Genomic DNA, 16,886 nt, shown 5'->3' with positions numbered 1-16,886 from the left:
TGGGTCTCCCATGACAGATCCCTTTTTTCTTCTAATGGTGGTGCTTTCCCTCAGTTTGGGGAGCATCGCCAAAGGTGTAACAGGGATAGGCCTCCCACTTTTGGCAGTTCCTTTGCTCTCGGCCATAGTTGGTGTGGAGCATGCGGTGGTGGTCATGGTGATCCCAAGCGTTGCTTCCAATGGCTGGCTTATTTGGGTGCATCGGCACCATGCCCCACCCGTCCGCGCTCTTGGCCCCTTCCTTTTTTTCGGAATGATTGGCGGCGTGGCTGGCACGTGGCTTCTTGCCGTGACCAATGACCTAACGCTCACACGAATCCTTGCCACATGGCTTGGGCTTTATCTTGTTCTCACTTTTACACAGCCCGATTTCCGCTTACGCGGCGCAGAAAAACTCGCTCCATTTTTTGGTTTCGCCTCAGGAACAATGCAAGGCGCGACTGGCATATCCGCCCCTATTATCACACCATTTCTGCATGGGATTGGATTAAACCAACGGGCCTTCATCTTCTCCATGTCTCTGTCGTTCACAGCCTTTTCCATTATGCAAACAAGCGCCATGGTGGTTCAGGGACTGTTTACCGCTGGCCGCTTGGTCGAGGGGCTTGTCGCCTTGATCCCAGTGATGTTGTCTCTTCACTTTGGCGTGAAATTATCACGACTCATTTCAGCAAACACCTTCCGCCGATTCTTATTGTTTATCTTTATCCTGATGGAAATGCGCCTAATCTGGGCCAGCATTTATCCCTGGTTCTCACTTTAATTCTACTTTTTCTGATGGAATATGGCATTGCCAAGCCAAACTCCATGGAATATCGTGATAAGGCAAACGTTTGCTTTATCCATTACCCACTCTCAGAACAATATGGATCGGATATGGCCAACGTCTGAAAGACATAGAAATCTGGGGAGGATTTTCGATGCCTAACAAAAAGAAAAAGGACTATGCCGTTTTACAAACCATAATGACCGGTGTTTCTGCATCCGCAATCAGCCTGTGCTTGCTGGGAATATCCGCCTATGCGCAAACGTCTGCATCAACAGAAGCGAATACAGAACCAGCTGAAGATACCGCTATTTTTGGGCTGGAAGAAATCACCATCACCGCTCAGCGCTATGCAAGGCGGGTGCAAGATGCCCCCGTCTCCGTTACAGCCATGACAGCCGACTACATGGTCAAGCAGCGCATCAATACTGCTGACGATGTGATCCAGTTTACACCCGGAGCCACCTTTGTCGGTTTCAACAAAACCCAGCCCGAATACAGCATTCGCGGTATTAGCTCACGCACGGAAGGCAGCTCTTTAGAATCTGCCATCCTGACTGTGATCGACGATGTGCCAATTTCAAAAGATATCTTAAAAAACCCAGCCATGTTTGACATGCAACGGGTGGAAGTTCTCCGCGGCCCCCAAGGCACGTCTTTTGGCCGCAACGCGTCAGCCGGACTGGTGCACTTAGTGACACAGCGCCCCACATTTGATTTCAGCGGCCGCATATCCGCAGGGGCAGGAAGCCATGAACGCTATGAAACCGATGGCTATATTAATGTGCCTTTATCCGAAAAGCTCGCAGCGCGAGTCGCCTATAATTTTGATACGTTCGATGGCTATACGGAGTCTATATCCACAGGAAAAGGGCTTGATGGACAGCAAAATTTTTCCATCCGTGGCTCCTTGCTGTTCCACCCCACTGATCGTCTCAGCCTTTATTTCAAAGCCGAATATAACAAAGATGACGATGAAGCGCCGGTCCGCCGGTCGCGTAATTGCGAAATTCCGCAAGTTATTGCCGGATCGGATGTAGCGTTACGCGATCAATTTGCTCCTCCCGGCCATCCCGCATGGGCCACCACTTTTTTCGATCCCTGTGATCCTTGGAAAACAGAAATCTCCCAAGGAGATTTCTTTATCGACCGTGAGATGGTCAATCTTACGGGGGAAATCGCATGGGAAATCGCCGAAGGCTACAACATCACCTCCGTCACAGGTTATGTAGATGGGGATGTTGATCAACTTCAAGATGCCCATGGCACACCTGAGAATGTGCTATTTCAGCGCGGCGTTCAGACGGCGGATATTTTTACAGAAGAAATCCGCATTGACAATCATAGTACAGACAGTCGCCTGCGCTGGCTTGCTGGCTTCATGTATCTTTCCGACGACCACGACTGGTTTAGTGAAAATCAGTTTTTCCAAAATGGTGGCGCAGGGCGCCCCGATACACGAGACACCAAGTTCACCACCACCCAAACAGACAGCATCGGCATTTTTGGTGAACTGAGCTACGACCTGACCAGCAAGCTGAACGTGACTGTGGGCGCCCGCTGGGCCCGTGATGAAAAAGACGGTACAATCGTACACACGGCCTTTGGTTTTGGTGGCCCCATTGCCCAGATCCAAGGCTGTAATTTCGACCCGCCGTTCCAGTTCACTTGTGGCAACGCGGCGAATCCTGTTGGCTTTTCAACCCCTGTCGTTGTCAATGACACATGGAAAGACCTGATGGGCAAAGCATCGCTGGAATACCAATTCAACGATGATCATATGCTTTATGCTCTGTTCTCTCAGGGTTACAAAGCGGGGGGGTTCCAGGTCGAACCACCTTCGGCAGAAGCCGCTGAAATTTCGTTCGACGAAGAGACTTCCAACAATTATGAAATTGGCTGGCGGGGAAGCTTTGGCAATCGCGCCCGCCTCAGTGTGACGGCCTTCCTGTTGGATTATAATGATCTGCAATTGCTCCAATTCCGTAACACGGAGCAAGGGTTTTTCCAGATCATCACGAATGCTGGCGGTGCCCGCACCATCGGTTTGGAAGTGGAAGGCACATTTCTTATCACGCCCAATCTGCGCCTAGAAATCGGCGGGGCCCTACAAGATCCGCAATTAACCACTGATGTGGACATCACAGGCGACGGCATTCCCGACCCTACCGATGGCTTCCGGCTAGATAATGCACCCATATGGACGACAACCATCGCCGCAGAATATGCCTTCGATCTCGAGGATGGATCGGTCCTGACTCTGCGCGGTGATTACCGGGGGCGCGGCGATGCATGGGACGATATTATCAATCGTGAGCTGACGCAGGTCGGCAGTGACAAGCCCATGCGTCTGCGTCCCAACGCCAATATCTTTGGGTCGCGGCTAAGCTGGGAGTCTGCGGATAGCCGGTGGATAGCAAGCCTTTGGGTTCAGAACCTCTTTGAAGAAGAAGAGATACTCAATGTCGGCCCTCCTCAACCCAATACGGTTGACCGCCCGTCCATGTTCGGCAGGCCCCGCACATGGGGCGCGGACATCAGTTATCATTTCTGATGTAAGTGGTATCCAGAAAGGACCGACTAGATGACGACACCTCCTGACAGACGCCATTTCCTAGCTGGCCTCGCCCTTGGGTCTCTTACTTTGACAACGAATGGTGTTGTGGCTTTTGCCGCAACACCCTCCCGAACGAAAAAACCCAATCATGCTACAGCTGTGCAGGCCAAAGTCGAAAAAGAAGCCAATCTCGTTTTTTTGTCGGGAACTGCGGCTCTCGACCTTTATCACCGCCATCCTCATGTACCTCAGGATGAAGTTTTACCCTCCGACGCGGAAGCGCAAACGCATATGGCCTTGCGCAACCTATTTGAGGTGCTGCGGACGGAAGGCCTAGAATGGAGCAACATAACCAGCCTTATTTGCTACCAACAAAATATGGCTGACCAAAAGGTTATCCGGAAAGTCTTAAATCAGCACTTTCAAGGCTGGAGCCCGGCACTTTCTTTCGTAGAGATCCGAAAATTAAGCGCCCCCAACTCCTTATTGGAGCTGGAAGCCATCGCTATCGCGCCAAGCCCAGCCCGCAAAGACAGGAGCACCGCAGACATGACCGACCTTGAAATCATACACACTCGCCCAAAACTTGCGGACAGCATGATTTTTGCCCCAGGAATTCGGGTCGATGCCCACTCTGATCTCATTTTTTTATCAGGAATCACTGCCGCAGACTTAGAAGAAACGGAAAAAAATGTGCCTTTGCCCAACGATTTTGGAGAACAAGTCCGCATGGCAACGCGCAATATCGATCGCATTTTACAAACCCTGAATGTGGGCAAAGACCGAATCGTGCGAATCGTCTCTTTTTATACAGATGATTTCGATGGTCGAGAAATGGGGCGTTATCTCAAAGGTTGGCGCCCATGCAGTTCCGCCATCGGCATTAGCGCCCTGCCCCAGCCCGGTGCCAAGATCATGTTTGATCTGATCATTGCAGCATGAAATAGCTCTCTGTATTGCCGCAAAGCATAGTCAAGACGAAGCATCGGGAATGAAGGCTCTCTCGTCCGTCGCGTCTCCCGATTGGGCGCGCAAAAAGCCCACCAGATCCTCCGTTTCATGGTGCACCGCCGCTTTTACATGATCCACATGCCCCCATTGATAAGCGGTTTTCAACCACACAGTGGTCATGCCCAATGCCGCAGCAGGCACCAGATTGCGGGCCATATCTTCAAACATCACAGCTTTTTTGGCCTCCACCCCATAATGGCTCAGAAAGCGGTCATAGGTGATGGCGGCGGGCTTGGGGTGATAATCGGCAGCGGCAATATCGAACACATCCTCCATCAGGTGGTCGATGCCCAGCCGCTTCATCACCCGCTCGGCATGGGGAACCGATCCATTGGTAAATACCAGCTTACGGCCGGGAAGAGCGGCCAAAGCCTCTGCCAGATGCGGGTCGGGTGGCACCGGCGATACATCGATATCATGCACATGATCCAGAAAATCTTCCGGCCTCACCCCATGATTATCCATCAAACCGCGCAAAGTGGTGCCATAGGTCAGGAAATACTGCTTTTGCAGTTTGCGGGCATCGATCAGATCCAGGCCCAGAAGATCCGCCACAAAGCCGCTCATTTTCACATCAATCTGGCTGAACAGATCGCAATCCGGGCTATAAAGCGTGTTATCCAGATCAAAAACCCATGTTTCGATGCCAAAAAGCCGGGGCGGCGCCGATAAACCCGCCTGACCGGCAGGGATGTTTCGATCTGTTTTTTTCACAAGGTCCTCATCAAGTTAAGCCGGTTTTAAGAACAGGCGGCGTATTTTCCGTTACTATGAACGCACCTGATATCTCAACGAAAGTGGCGACCGACGTCTCCGCCTTCAAGGGCGAAGACAGAGATGCCCGCCATTTGATCGCGCGCGCCAGTGGCCCCGCCATGCTTGTGCATGCCAGCGGCAAGGTGATCGACCATAATCCCGACGCGTCATTCTGGCCGAAGCCATGGGGGCGCGCGACCCCGATCTGCGCGGCCTGATCTTCAGTGCCGCGGCATGTGGTGCGCCAGTTGGCGGGCGGATCACGCTGAGCGAGGATGAAGCGGACCACCAAGCCTATGAGGTACAGGCCACGCCCTTTGGCGGTGATCATCTGCTGATCACGGCACGGGATGTCACCTTTGAAACCAATCTCACCCGCGCCCTTTTGAAAAGCCGCGATCTATACAAGGATCTGATGCATTGTTCCGCCGATTTTGGATGGGAAACTGATGCCCATGGAACCTTTTCCTATGTTAGCCCCATGGGGGCCCTGGGGTGGTCGGCACAGGATATGAATGGCCGCAGCGCCCAATCTTTGCTGAAATTGGCCCCCGAAGATGCCAGCATCGTTTTTTCCACCCGTATCCCCCAAAAAGCGACAAAGGTTCGGGCCGCCAACAAACAGGGTGAATCGGTTTTGCTCTTGGTGTCGTGCGTGCCGGTATTTGACGCCCAGGGCGATTGGCGGGGCGCACGCGGTGTTGCCCGCGATATCACCCGCGAACATGAACGGGATAAAGCCTTGAAGCTGGATCAGGCCCGCCAAAGCCTGCTGGCCCGCATTGTTCTGGATATCCGCACCGAAGCAGACCCCTTGGAAATTTTGAGCTCGGCAAGCGCTGCAGCGGCCCAAGCCCTGCGCACCGACAAGGCCTGGGCCTTGCGCCGCCGCGATGCGACAATGAAGACACGATCAATCGCAGCCCCGAAGACACACCGCTTGTCCAATTGGCCATCAAAGCGCTGGAACGCCCCGGCCATGAAAGCGACGAGGATGCCTTTGTGGAATTGGGTCAAGGGGACCATGCCAATTGTTTGATTGCCAGTGCCGGATTGGCACAAGGTATTTCCGCCACTTTGGCTTTTTCCCGCGACACCATGACCGAGCCATGGCGCGCCCATGAAGTGGAACTGATCCACGGCATTGCAGGCCATTTGGCCATTGCGTTGAAACAGGCAGAGATGATGCGCAAGCTGCGTATTCTGTCGCGGGTCGATGATATGACCGGACTGTTAAACCGCCGGGCGTTGTTTGAAGAAATGGAAAAGCGCTTGGGCCATCAAAAGCGCAGCCGCCGTCAGGGCAGCTTCTTGTTCATTGATCTGGATTATTTCAAACAGGTTAATGACAGATTGGGCCATGCAGCCGGTGATGCCGTGCTTCGCAAGCTGGGCCAATTGATGCGTGAACAAAGCCGGGTCGGTGATCTGGAAGGCCGGATTGGTGGCGATGAATTCGGTCTGTGGCTGGAAGATACCGATCTGGCTGGCGCCCATCACAAAGCCCATAGCTTATTGGCGCTGGTGCCCAACTTGCGCAAGGCGGCAGGCGATCCCGCCTCGCCCTTGTCCATGTCGATCGGCATTGCCCAAACCGCACCGGAATTCATCGAAACCCCCGACATGCTGGCGGATGCCGCCGATGAAGCGCTTTATAAGGCCAAGAAAAACGGGCGATCCACCATCGTTGTTGCCGAACCGCGCTCTTATCCCGGCACGCCCGATACCAACAGCCAAGGCTGATGATATGACAGAAAATAACGATACCGGCCCAAACGCACCGGCGCAGCGCACAACCCATCAGCCTGCGCAAAAAGCGCAAAAGGACCAGCGCTATCTGGAAGCCCGTCGCCTGCTGGAAGCCGGTGCCGTAACCGACCGCCGGGCCTTGGCGGAAAATACGAAAACCCGCCCCGAAGTGCTTTATTATCTGGCAGAAGATGCGGATCGTCAGGTGCGCAAAAAGGTGGCGACCAATGACAATACGCCCCATCAGGCGGATATGATCCTCACCAGCGATCCGGATGAAGAGGTGCGCGTTGAACTGGCACGGAAAATCGCCCGCCTTGTACCCGGCCTGCCCGATCTGGAACAGGAAAAACTGCGCACCCGCATCTGCACCGTGATCGAACGATTGGCGCAAGACAGCCTGCCCAAAGTGCGCGCTATTCTGGCTGAAGAGATCAAGAATTCCACAGCCGTTCCCAAATCCGTGGTGCTGCAATTGGCCCGCGATGTGGAAGAAACCGTCGCCTGCCCGATCCTTGAATATTCGCCGCTCCTGAATGATGACGATCTGAAGGAAATCATCGCCGCCGGGCTGACGGAAAATGCGTTGGTTTCTGTGGCACGGCGCGAAACTGTCAGCGAAGACCTGGCCGATGATGTGGCCGCAACACTGGAAATTCCTGCCGTGGCCGCCCTTTTGGCCAACCCCAATGCCCAAATCCGCGAAGAAACGCTGGACAGCATTATCGACCAGGCCCGCGAGGTGAAAAGCCTGCATCGCCCCCTAGCCATGCGTCCATCCCTGTCGATCCGCGCGATGAAACGCATTGCCGGCTTTGTGGCCAGCGCCCTTGTGCATCATATGATCAATGCCAATGCTTTGGAAAATGACGCGGCCGAAAATATTCTGGAACGGGTGCGGGCGCGCATCATGTCCGAACGGGTGGACGACACAGAAGCGCAAAGGCTTTTGGAACAGGCCCGCGATTATCATGCACGCGGAATGTTGGACGATGCATTCATCGTGAACGGCATCGAAAACAATCAGCGCGAATTATTGATTCAATGCCTTGGGGTCATGGCCGACATAGATGCCAAAGTGGTGCGGCAAATCCTGCATTCCAAAAGTGGCCGCGCTGTCACGGCCCTTGCCTGGAAAGCGGGCCTCAGCATGCGCACCGCCTTTCAGATTCAAACGGAACTGGCCCTGGTTTCGCCGTCTCAGCTTGTGGCGGCCAAAAACGGCGAAACCTATCCTTTGGATGATAGCGAGATGGTCTGGCAACTCAGCTATTTCACCGAATGAAGGGATTATTCAGTGGGCAAAAAGCCTTCGATCGACAAATAGCGTTCGCCGGTATCATAGCAAAAGCCGAGAACCGTGCTGCCATGGTCCATATCGGGCAGCTTTTTGGCAATGGCCGCCAAAGTGGCTCCCGATGAGACACCAACCAACATGCCTTCTTCACGGGCGGCACGGCGGGCCATATCCATGGCTTCGGCTGGTGTTACCTGCACCACGCCATCCAGCAAGGACACATCCAGAATTTCAGGAATAAAGCCGGCGCCGATCCCTTGGATGCTGTGCGGGCCCGGCTTACCGCCAGACAGCACCGGAGAACCGTCGGGCTCCACCGCGAGAACCTGCAAATCGGGCATGGATTTTTTCAATGTTTCGGCGCAACCGCCAATATGGCCGCCGGTGCCAACGCCGGTGATCAAATAATCAAGGCCGTCGGAGAAATCGGCGAGGATTTCCTTGGCGGTAGTTTCCCGATGGACGGCAATATTGGCCGGATTTTCAAATTGCTGCGGCATCCACGCACCGGGGGTTTCCGCCACCAATTCACTGGCGCGGGCGATAGCCCCGGACATGCCCTTTTCACGCGGCGTCAAAATAAATTCCGCACCATAAGCCAGCATCAGGCGACGCCGCTCAATGGACATGCTTTCCGGCATGACAAGGATCAGCTTATAGCCCTTCACAGCCGCCACCACCGCAAGGCCAATGCCCGTATTGCCCGATGTGGGCTCGACGATCACGCCACCAGGCTTCAAGGCACCGGATTTTTCCGCAGCCTCTACCATGGACAATGCAATGCGGTCCTTGATGGACCCGCCGGGATTCACCCGTTCTTGCTTGATCCACACAGAATGGTTGTCACCAAACAGGCGATTGATCCGCACATGGGGCGTATTGCCGATAGTATCGAGAATGCTGTTGGCGCGCATAATTGGTTTCCTCTCATCTTTCGATCATTTTGACACCCATAAATTTGGGTGTCGTTACGTCAAATGGTAAAATCGTCTGCCCGTTCCGGCTCTGGCTCCGACAGGCCCTGCCACCCCACCGAGCGGTACATCACTCGGCTGCCCGGCGGCACACTTTTGGTCACCCACACATTGCCACCAATCACCGATCCACGGCCAATGACCGTATCCCCACCCAAAATCGTGGCATTGGCATAGATCACCACATCATCTTCGATGGTCGGATGGCGTTTCACATGGCGCAATGTCCGCTTAACGCTTAAAGCGCCCAGCGTAACGCCCTGATAAATCTTTACATTATTTCCGATCTTGGCCGATTCACCGATCACAATGGCGGTGCCGTGATCCAGAAACAGCCCCTGCCCGATGGTGGCACCGGGATTGATGTCAATGCCAGTCAATCGATGGGCATATTCCCCCATCAAGCGCGGCAAAAGCGGCACATCTTCATGGACCAGAAGATTGGCCAACCGATAACTGGCAACCGCATAAACGCTGGGATAGGCAAGGATCACCTCATCCAAGGAACCCGCCGCCGGGTCGCCATCCATCGCGGCTTGTGCATCAAGACGCACCTGATCGGCAATTTTTGGCAGCGCCATGGCAAACCGCATGGCAATGCCTTCGGCCCGCGTACATTGTTCGGGCATCACCTCGCACAGAGTATAGCGCAATTTCCCGATCATCTGGATCAGGCGCGCCTCTACCTCACGTGGGGATTTGGGGCGCTGACGGGCCATTTGCGGAAACAACAGACCCAAACACTCATCCAGAAAAAGGCCCGCTTCTTCCATATGAATATCAGGCACATCCCCATAGCTGCGCTGACGTTCAATCAGCCCGGAGGCCACCTCGAAAAGAGCAGAAGGATTGATTTTCAACGTCTTGTTCATAATCGTCAATCTTTCCGAGTTTTCTTTGATACATGCCGCACGGGGAAATCTCATCCCGCCAACCGACCCAATATGCAGTCCTTCTTGTTACTATGCATCACGAAAGCGATCCGCAAGGCAGCCCACCCCCATCATCACGAGAGCGTGACTTTTGCCTCTTATGGAAATACGCCGAGAACGCCTCTTATCCTTTTGAATAAACAGGGTCTTCTTGCATCAATTGTTCAGAGCGCATTATCACTTTTTCTTCCACCTCCGCCATGAACGATGCTTTATTTTTTGTATGGGCAAGCGGTGTTCCGATTTCATAAACCACCGTTCCCGGCGTTCTCCGAAAACGACCCTTCGGCCAATGCAGACCGGAATTGGTGGCCATCGGAATGGCTGGCAAGACCCCGTCTTCCTGCAAATAAAAGGCCCCGCTTTTCAGACGTTTTTTTTCACCAACGCGGGCGCGCGTGCCTTCCGGATACACCACCAAAGGCCGTTTGCCTTCCCGGATATTGCGCACCACACGGGGCATTTCCTGATGGGCCGTGCCCGATTGACGGTCGATACGGGCCACCTTAAGCTTGCGTAACAAAAGGCCGATAACGGGGATACGAAACAGCTCTTTCTTCGCCAAAGCTGTCATATTGGGGGCCACATTATAGGTCACGATCGGATCAAGATCGGACATATGTTTGGACACAATAATCAACGCCGTATCTTTGGGTAAATGCTCAGCGCCGCGCACGTCCACCTTGATTCCTGCCACCACCCGCAACAACCACAAGACCATACATGTCCACAGCCAAATGCCATGGGCCAGCGGTTTGCGACCACGCATGGGCAAGGTGATCAACAGCCCTGTCGCCCAGACCAGCGTAAGGATATAGAAACTTGTATTATATAAAAATGAACGCACGGGGTTTCCTATTCAACTGCTGTCAAAACTGCACACCGCCTCTTTTTCATCGCGCCCATCCCGTCGAATGGGCCAACAAGAAGGTTCTAGCCTTTCTTGCAAAGCGCGTTTAGTCGGTGAAGGCAAATGTTTTTTAGATAACGAACGCCATAGAGATTAGAATAGTAGGCAAGGGCATGGAAACAAAAAGGCCGTCACGTCTTACCAACAGTCCCCGGATGGTTGCGGCCATATTCCGGCCTTTTGATCTTTTTGCCCGGCATCCCCAATGGCAATGGGGAAAGCCCTGGCCCAAAGGCTGGTGGCAATGTGGCTTGTTGGTGGCGGCTTATCTTCTTGCCCATATCTTTTTTGATGCCCATGCAAAAGCCTTTCAAACGCCTTTAAATGTGACCACTTGGTATCCATCCATCGGCTTTACCTTGGCATTCATGCTGTATTATGGGCCAAAAAGCCTGCCACTTGTAAGTCTTAGCTATATCGCGATCAATTTATTGATCTGGGAAAATGGGGCTCTTAATATCTATACGATTCTACCTCCCCTTTTTAAAAGCATCGCATCCTTGGCAGGCGCACAATATCTGCACAAACATATCGGGTCCATCTCTCGCCCCTGGACCCTGCAAATGCTGGCCCATTTCGGCGTAGGAACGCTTTTAACCTCGACTCTGGCTGGCATCAGCACCATCGGGTTCTGGATTTCTTCCGGTTTGCGTCCCAGTTCGGTGTTTTTTCCTTCTCTGATGGAATGGATGCTGGGGGATGTGATCGGCATTTCAATCGTAGCGCCGTTCATGCTGGTCATTTTCATCCCGCACCTGTCCTTATTGGCCCGGAACGGTATCCAAACCGTGTTGCACCAGAATGTCCGGTTTCTGAAGGAAAATCTGTTTTTCCTCGCCGATCTTTTGATCGGGGCCAGCTTGCTTATTTCTGTGATCTATCTGGTGTTCTTTTCCAGCTTTGGCCAAACTTACAATCTTTTATTCCTGAACGCGATCCCGGTTTTATGGGCGGTGCTGAGGCACGGCTTTCGCGGTGCGGTTCTTGTGGCGACAACCATTGCCATATCCGGTTTGGCATCCGTCCTTTATCTGGATGAGAGTACCCGGTTTATTTCCAGCCGCACCGACATTTATATTTTCCAACTTTTCACCATGATCCTGACTTTGGCCTCTTATACATTGGGGGCGGCCATCGATGAATTACGCCGCGCTAAAAAATCCATCGAACGCCACCGCCGGGAACTGGAAGAAACAGTCCGGCATCGCACCATGGAACTGGTGCAGGAAAATGCCGAGCGGCGGCGGGCCGAAGACGACCTGATACGGATCAACGACATGCTTGAACAGCGTGTTCTGGACCGCACGAAAGCACTGAATGAAGCCCGTTTGCACGCCGAGCATATGAGCGAAGCCAAAACGCAATTCCTGCAAAATATAAGCCATGAATTGCGCACCCCATTGAATGCAGTGATCGGGTTCTCACAACTTTTGACGCGGGAAGAACTGGGGCCTCTCGGTCAGGCGAAATACCGCGATTATGCGCAAAATATCCATTCGGCTGGCAGCCACCTGCTGTCCCTTGTTGGCGATCTTTTGGAGATGGCGTCTCTCACCGGCGAAGAGCGCCCTTTGCAAAAAACAGTACGGGATTTGCGTCCCATGGTGGAAGAAGCCCTATCTATGAGCAAACCAAGGGCAGACGCCAAAAACATCCGATTGGCAATCACCACCCATGACGCTGCCATTTATGTCGAGGCGGACCAACACCGCCTGTTGCAGGTTTTGCTGAATCTTATCGGCAATGCCATTAAATTCTCGCCCGAAAACAGCCTTGTAGATATCCGCCTGTCTCAAGAAAATCGTGACGCCATTATCGAGATCACTGATCAAGGCCCCGGCATTGCAGAGGCAGACCTGCCTTTGGTGTTCGAACGATTCTGGCGAGGCAATCGCAGCGATATATCCAGCGTAGGGGGCATGGGATTGGGATTGTCCATAGCCCATTCTCTCATCCAGAAACATGGGGGCAATTTATCGCTTGGAAACGTCCCCGATAAAGGTATTTGTGCCACCATCCGTCTGCCTCTTTCCGCGCATCAGGCCACATCACCCGATACAAAAACGTCACATAAAAACATGGCCCCATAACACTCCATATGACCATAGGCGGCAACTGCCTGAACAAAGAAGGGGGCAGCACAGGCGTTTATGCGTTTACGGCCCGGGAACCTTGCCTTATGATGCCTCTTTGTGATGCCCTATTGGCACCGGATCAGGAATTCCCGGCAGGACCTTTATGACGAAAGAAAAGCTTATCATCGCTGTCATTTTCGGCGGTCGCAGCGTTGAACATGATGTCAGCATTCTCACAGGCTTGCAGTTTCTCGATGCGCTGGATCAATCCCGCTATCAAGGTCTGCCCCTTTATGTGGACCCGGATGGCCAATGGTGGACCGGCGATCTGCTTTTAAAGCGCAGTCTTTATCCCCACAGCGCCGATACCCGCGCCCGGCTAACCCCTGTCACCCTTCCCCTTGGCACCTCCATTCGTGGTCGCCCGCATTTGATGGCCAGCCAAAAAGGCTTTTTAGGCAGCAAAGCCATCACCATTCCGTTCGATCTGATAGTGCCCGCCATTCACGGTTCCAATGGCGAGGATGGCAGCTTGCAAGGTTTGCTGTCTTTTACCGGTATTCCTTATGCCGGATGCCGGCCTTTGGGGGCCGCGGCCACGATGGACAAACATGTCACCAAGGAAGCGCTAAAAACCCGCAATATTCCGCTTTTGCCCCATATTCTGGTGGAAAAGCCCGCAGCCGGAACCTTCCTTTCACGCGATACCATCTTGCCGCAAATGGAAGCAAAGCTGGGCGCCGACATGTTCCCGGTGATCGTAAAACCGCGCCGCCTTGGTTCCAGCGTCGGGGTGACCATTGCCCGCGATGCCGATGGGTTGGACGCCGCCTTGTCCAGCATTTTCCGCATGGATACAGGCGCTTTGATCGAACCCTTGGTGCCCAATCTGGTGGAATATAATATCGCCGTCATGCGCAAAGACGGGCAGGTGATCACATCGGCCATCGAAAAGCCGCTCAATGGCAGCGATATGCTGGATTTCAACACCAAATACCGGGCAGGCAGCAATGGTGCGCCGAAACTTGATGAAGCCCCAAGCGACGGGATGGCCTCGCTGAACAGAGAACTGAACCCTGCGGAGCTGAGTGAAGGGCAAGACGGCCTGATCCGCAGCGCGGCCAGCACTGCCTTTGATCTGCTGGATCTGGCAGGCACCGTGCGTATCGATTTTCTGTGTAACGCCAAAACCGGCGAATTATGGCTGAATGAAGTCAATTCCATCCCCGGTTCCTTTGCCTATTTCCTATGGCAAACCGCCCAAGATCCATTAAGCTTCACCGATCTCAGCCGTACCATCGTAGAAGAAGGCATGGTTCTTAGCCGTGCGGAAAAAGGGGAAACCGGGACAGCCATAGGCAATGCCCGGATCTTTGGCCGTGACTGACCGAGGCTGGTTCGAGCACCCGCTTCCCGCCCCCAAGGATGCGGCAACAGAGATCCTTTGGCTGCATGGCTGGGGGCAAACGGGGGCAAGCCTAATGGGGCTGGCGGGGCTGTTTGCAGCCCGGACCCGCAATCGGGTGGTCGATCTCCCCGGCTTTGGGAACACCCCCATGCTGGCGAAAGGTGCCGGCACCGCCGATTATGCCGATGCCCTGCATCAGTGGCTTGATACGGGGCCAAAGCGCATTCTGGCCGGCCATTCCTATGGAGGGCGCGTGGCGATCCAATATGCCGCCCGATATCCCGACAGGGTGGCCGCAGTGATCTTGATCGCCGGAGCGGGATTGAAGCGGCGGCGGTCTTTAAGCTTCCGCATCCGTGCCTTTTTCTTGCGCATGATGGGCAAGGCGGCGCGGGCCTGCGACCGGCTGTTTGGCACAAAGCTGGCCGCGGCCTATGCCGCACGCTTTGGCAGTGCCGATTACCGCAAGGCCGGAGATCTGCGCCCCACCTTCTTATCCGCCGTCAATGAAGATCTAAGCGAACAGGCCCAAAGCCTTCTCTGCCCCACATTGCTGATTTATGGTGCCCTGGATGATGCCACACCGCCTGAAATCGGTGAAAAATACGCCGCCCTGATTTCCGGAGCGGAGTATCATTGCCTCAAAGGTTTTGGCCATCTGGATATTCTGGGGCGCGGCATCTGGCAGTGCCAAACCCTGATCGACCGATTTCTGGAGCGACATAGTTCATGACCACGGCGTTTTTCCCATATAGTGCAGCGCTGATCCTGACAGCCCTTCTTGGCCTTGTCTTTGCCCATCAGCGCGGCAAAGCCTATCTGATGTACTTCCAGCAAGAAGAATATGATGCCAAGCGCTTCCGGCACTGGTTGTCCGCCCATCATGGCCGGGACCGTGCCACCTCGGTTTTTGCGCTGGCGGCAGGGGGATTATGCTTTGGCCTCAGCTATGGCTTTGCATGGCTTGAAGCGCTGGGCTGGGCGGCTTTGATCTTCGGACTTCTAGACGGTATTCGCCGCAGCCGCCGCAGCCTTTCGCAGGCCAAAAAGCCCTTGGTGATGACAGATCGGGCCAAGCGCATTTTACAGCTTCATGTTTTGTTTTCCGCGCTTTTGGCCGGCCTTATATATGCCGGGGTCCGTTTTGGGGCGCCCGCATCAAACCTTGCCGCAAGCCTGATCGCCATTGTGGTTCTGGCACAAGCCTCCCCCTATCTGCTCATGCTGGCTAATGCCGCATTGCAGCCCTTTGAAAACCGCGTCAAAGCCCGCTTTCTGGAAGAGGCCCGCCAAAAGCTGCGGCGGCTTGATCCTTATATTATCGGCATTACCGGCAGTTACGGCAAAACCTCTACCAAATCGATCCTTGCCCATATCCTGTCCAGCGCCGCCCCCACATTGGCAACGCCGGGCAGCGTGAATACGGAAATGGGCATCACCCGTGTGGTGCGGGAACAATTAGAGCCGGAGCATCGCTATTTTATCGTTGAAATGGGTGCCTATGGCCCCGGTTCCATCGCCCGGCTCTGCCGCTTGGCACCGCCGAAACTGGGCGTAATCACCGCCATCGGTTGGGCGCATTATGAACGGTTCAAGCAGATTGAAACGGTGTTTGATGCGAAATTTGAGCTGGCCGATGCCGTAGCACAATCCGGCGGCACCACAATCGTCAATCAAGATGCCATCCCCGGCCATTTGCTGCAAAAACGCCTTTCGGATGGAACGCCTTTCATCCGTGTCGGCAGCGATAAAGACTGCACTTTGCGGTTGGTATCTGCCGATCAAACGCCTGATGGGGTACGGCTTGAAATTGTTGGGGATGATATGGGCGAGGTGGTTTTGCATGCACCGCTTTATGGCTTGCATCAGGCCCATAATATCATGGCGGCCACCGCCGCTGCCCATAGCCTTGGCATGCCGATCGATGCGATCCGCGCCGCCCTTTCCTCGGCCCCCCAAAGCCGCCACCGGCTGGAAGTGGTGCGGTCTGGCGACATCACCATTATCGACGATGCCTATAATTCCAATCCATCGGGCTTTGCATCCGGTCTGGAATTGCTGGACATTTTAAAAGCCAAGGACGGACGGCGTATCCTGATCACCCCCGGCATGGTGGAATTGGGGGAAAAGCACGAAGAAGAACATCACAAGCTGGGCGAACTGGCCGCCCGCCATGTGGATATTGCGCTGGTGGTCACGCCGGAAAGAATCCCGTCCTTTGTGACCGCTTATGAAGCGCAAAAACCGTCCCATGCCCAGCTTTTGCGCTTTGACCGGCAAGAGGATGCACAAAACTGGATCAAGGCCCATGCGCAAAATGGCGATGTGATTTTATATGAAAACAATCTGCCCGACCTTTATGAAAAACCGCCGGGATTTTAAGACAGGCCGCTTCCAAAGCCGTGCGATCTGCACAAAAAAGACGGCACGAATTGTGCCGCCTCAGGCTGC

15 protein-coding genes are annotated in these 16,886 nt (G+C 54.1%); 11 read left to right on the top strand and 4 right to left on the bottom strand.

The window, feature by feature from the left end:
- The first annotated feature begins 10 nt into the window (after positions 1–10).
- The 3 genes from JCM17844_RS09960 to JCM17844_RS09950 all read left to right on the top strand — a co-directional run bounded on the left by JCM17844_RS09960 (position 11) and on the right by JCM17844_RS09950 (position 4,265).
- Positions 11–763, top strand: a complete 753-nt coding sequence (locus tag JCM17844_RS09960) for a sulfite exporter TauE/SafE family protein (protein WP_150000823.1) — start codon at positions 11–13, stop codon at positions 761–763.
- Positions 764–920: 157 nt separating this feature from the next.
- On the top strand, positions 921–3,320 hold the full coding sequence (locus tag JCM17844_RS09955) for a TonB-dependent receptor (RefSeq protein WP_150000822.1): 2,400 nt from the start codon (positions 921–923) through the stop codon (positions 3,318–3,320).
- Positions 3,321–3,350: 30 nt separating this feature from the next.
- Positions 3,351–4,265 (top strand): RidA family protein, encoded by a 915-nt coding sequence (locus JCM17844_RS09950; RefSeq protein WP_150000821.1) that lies wholly within the window; start codon positions 3,351–3,353, stop codon positions 4,263–4,265.
- A gap of 30 nt (positions 4,266–4,295) precedes the next feature.
- Here JCM17844_RS09950 and JCM17844_RS09945 read toward each other — a convergent pair whose 3' ends face one another.
- Positions 4,296–5,048 (bottom strand): pyrimidine 5'-nucleotidase, encoded by a 753-nt coding sequence (locus tag JCM17844_RS09945; RefSeq protein ID WP_210431769.1) that lies wholly within the window; start codon positions 5,046–5,048, stop codon positions 4,296–4,298.
- Between the two features lie 56 nt (positions 5,049–5,104).
- Here JCM17844_RS09945 and JCM17844_RS09940 point away from each other — a divergent pair, with 56 nt between their 5' ends.
- From JCM17844_RS09940 to JCM17844_RS09925, 4 genes are read left to right on the top strand one after another with little or no spacing between them, the layout of a single operon-like run.
- Positions 5,105–5,308, top strand: a complete 204-nt coding sequence (locus JCM17844_RS09940; protein ID WP_150000820.1) for a hypothetical protein — start codon at positions 5,105–5,107, stop codon at positions 5,306–5,308.
- Positions 5,275–6,129, top strand: coding sequence for a PAS domain S-box protein (locus tag JCM17844_RS09935; RefSeq protein WP_150000819.1), 855 nt, complete (start codon positions 5,275–5,277; stop codon positions 6,127–6,129). Before JCM17844_RS09940 ends, JCM17844_RS09935 begins: the two co-directional genes overlap by 34 nt.
- Complete coding sequence (locus tag JCM17844_RS09930; RefSeq protein WP_150000818.1) at positions 6,093–6,833, top strand: GGDEF domain-containing protein; 741 nt, start codon at positions 6,093–6,095, stop codon at positions 6,831–6,833. Before JCM17844_RS09935 ends, JCM17844_RS09930 begins: the two co-directional genes overlap by 37 nt.
- A gap of 4 nt (positions 6,834–6,837) precedes the next feature.
- A complete protein-coding gene (locus JCM17844_RS09925; protein WP_210431768.1) occupies positions 6,838–8,124 on the top strand; it encodes a DUF2336 domain-containing protein in 1,287 nt (428 codons plus the stop codon).
- Between the two features lie 5 nt (positions 8,125–8,129).
- On the opposite strand, the gene cysK is transcribed toward JCM17844_RS09925, so the two are convergent.
- The 3 genes from cysK to JCM17844_RS09910 all read right to left on the bottom strand — a co-directional run bounded on the left by cysK (position 8,130) and on the right by JCM17844_RS09910 (position 10,889).
- The gene (cysK, locus tag JCM17844_RS09920; protein WP_150000816.1) at positions 8,130–9,050 is read right to left on the bottom strand and encodes a cysteine synthase A; all 921 of its coding nucleotides are present in this window, start codon (positions 9,048–9,050) and stop codon (positions 8,130–8,132) included.
- A gap of 59 nt (positions 9,051–9,109) precedes the next feature.
- Positions 9,110–9,982: a serine O-acetyltransferase gene (locus JCM17844_RS09915; RefSeq protein WP_235898972.1), complete on the bottom strand. Its 873-nt coding sequence runs from the start codon at positions 9,980–9,982 to the stop codon at positions 9,110–9,112.
- Between the two features lie 184 nt (positions 9,983–10,166).
- Complete coding sequence (locus JCM17844_RS09910) at positions 10,167–10,889, bottom strand: lysophospholipid acyltransferase family protein (protein WP_150000815.1); 723 nt, start codon at positions 10,887–10,889, stop codon at positions 10,167–10,169.
- A gap of 218 nt (positions 10,890–11,107) precedes the next feature.
- Here JCM17844_RS09910 and JCM17844_RS09905 point away from each other — a divergent pair, with 218 nt between their 5' ends.
- The 4 genes from JCM17844_RS09905 to JCM17844_RS09890 all read left to right on the top strand — a co-directional run bounded on the left by JCM17844_RS09905 (position 11,108) and on the right by JCM17844_RS09890 (position 16,817).
- Positions 11,108–13,042 (top strand): sensor histidine kinase, encoded by a 1,935-nt coding sequence (locus tag JCM17844_RS09905; protein ID WP_210431767.1) that lies wholly within the window; start codon positions 11,108–11,110, stop codon positions 13,040–13,042.
- Between the two features lie 148 nt (positions 13,043–13,190).
- Entirely contained in the window at positions 13,191–14,414 is a 1,224-nt protein-coding gene (locus tag JCM17844_RS09900; protein ID WP_150000813.1) for a D-alanine--D-alanine ligase, read from the top strand.
- Entirely contained in the window at positions 14,407–15,168 is a 762-nt protein-coding gene (locus tag JCM17844_RS09895; RefSeq protein WP_210431766.1) for an alpha/beta fold hydrolase, read from the top strand. Before JCM17844_RS09900 ends, JCM17844_RS09895 begins: the two co-directional genes overlap by 8 nt.
- Complete coding sequence (locus JCM17844_RS09890) at positions 15,165–16,817, top strand: UDP-N-acetylmuramoyl-tripeptide--D-alanyl-D-alanine ligase (protein ID WP_150000811.1); 1,653 nt, start codon at positions 15,165–15,167, stop codon at positions 16,815–16,817. Before JCM17844_RS09895 ends, JCM17844_RS09890 begins: the two co-directional genes overlap by 4 nt.
- Positions 16,818–16,886 lie beyond the last annotated feature (69 nt).

The sequence above is a fragment of the Iodidimonas gelatinilytica genome, from assembly GCF_008579125.1.
Taxonomy (GTDB): Bacteria; Pseudomonadota; Alphaproteobacteria; order Sphingomonadales; family Rhodothalassiaceae; genus Iodidimonas; species Iodidimonas muriae.
The sequence above is the reverse complement of the archived record's forward strand: the minus strand, read 5'-3'. Positions and strand labels throughout refer to the sequence as shown.

Coding starts and splice junctions, on each gene's coding strand:
- JCM17844_RS09960 (WP_150000823.1), top strand. CDS start 11: ATGACAGATCCCTTTTTTCTTCTAATGGTGGTGCTTTCCCTCAGTTTG.
- JCM17844_RS09955 (WP_150000822.1), top strand. CDS start 921: ATGCCTAACAAAAAGAAAAAGGACTATGCCGTTTTACAAACCATAATG.
- JCM17844_RS09950 (WP_150000821.1), top strand. CDS start 3,351: ATGACGACACCTCCTGACAGACGCCATTTCCTAGCTGGCCTCGCCCTT.
- JCM17844_RS09940 (WP_150000820.1), top strand. CDS start 5,105: ATGAACGCACCTGATATCTCAACGAAAGTGGCGACCGACGTCTCCGCC.
- JCM17844_RS09935 (WP_150000819.1), top strand. CDS start 5,275: ATGGGGGCGCGCGACCCCGATCTGCGCGGCCTGATCTTCAGTGCCGCG.
- JCM17844_RS09925 (WP_210431768.1), top strand. CDS start 6,838: ATGACAGAAAATAACGATACCGGCCCAAACGCACCGGCGCAGCGCACA.
- cysK (WP_150000816.1), bottom strand. CDS start 9,050: ATGCGCGCCAACAGCATTCTCGATACTATCGGCAATACGCCCCATGTG.
- JCM17844_RS09915 (WP_235898972.1), bottom strand. CDS start 9,982: ATGAACAAGACGTTGAAAATCAATCCTTCTGCTCTTTTCGAGGTGGCC.
- JCM17844_RS09905 (WP_210431767.1), top strand. CDS start 11,108: ATGGTTGCGGCCATATTCCGGCCTTTTGATCTTTTTGCCCGGCATCCC.
- JCM17844_RS09900 (WP_150000813.1), top strand. CDS start 13,191: ATGACGAAAGAAAAGCTTATCATCGCTGTCATTTTCGGCGGTCGCAGC.
- JCM17844_RS09890 (WP_150000811.1), top strand. CDS start 15,165: ATGACCACGGCGTTTTTCCCATATAGTGCAGCGCTGATCCTGACAGCC.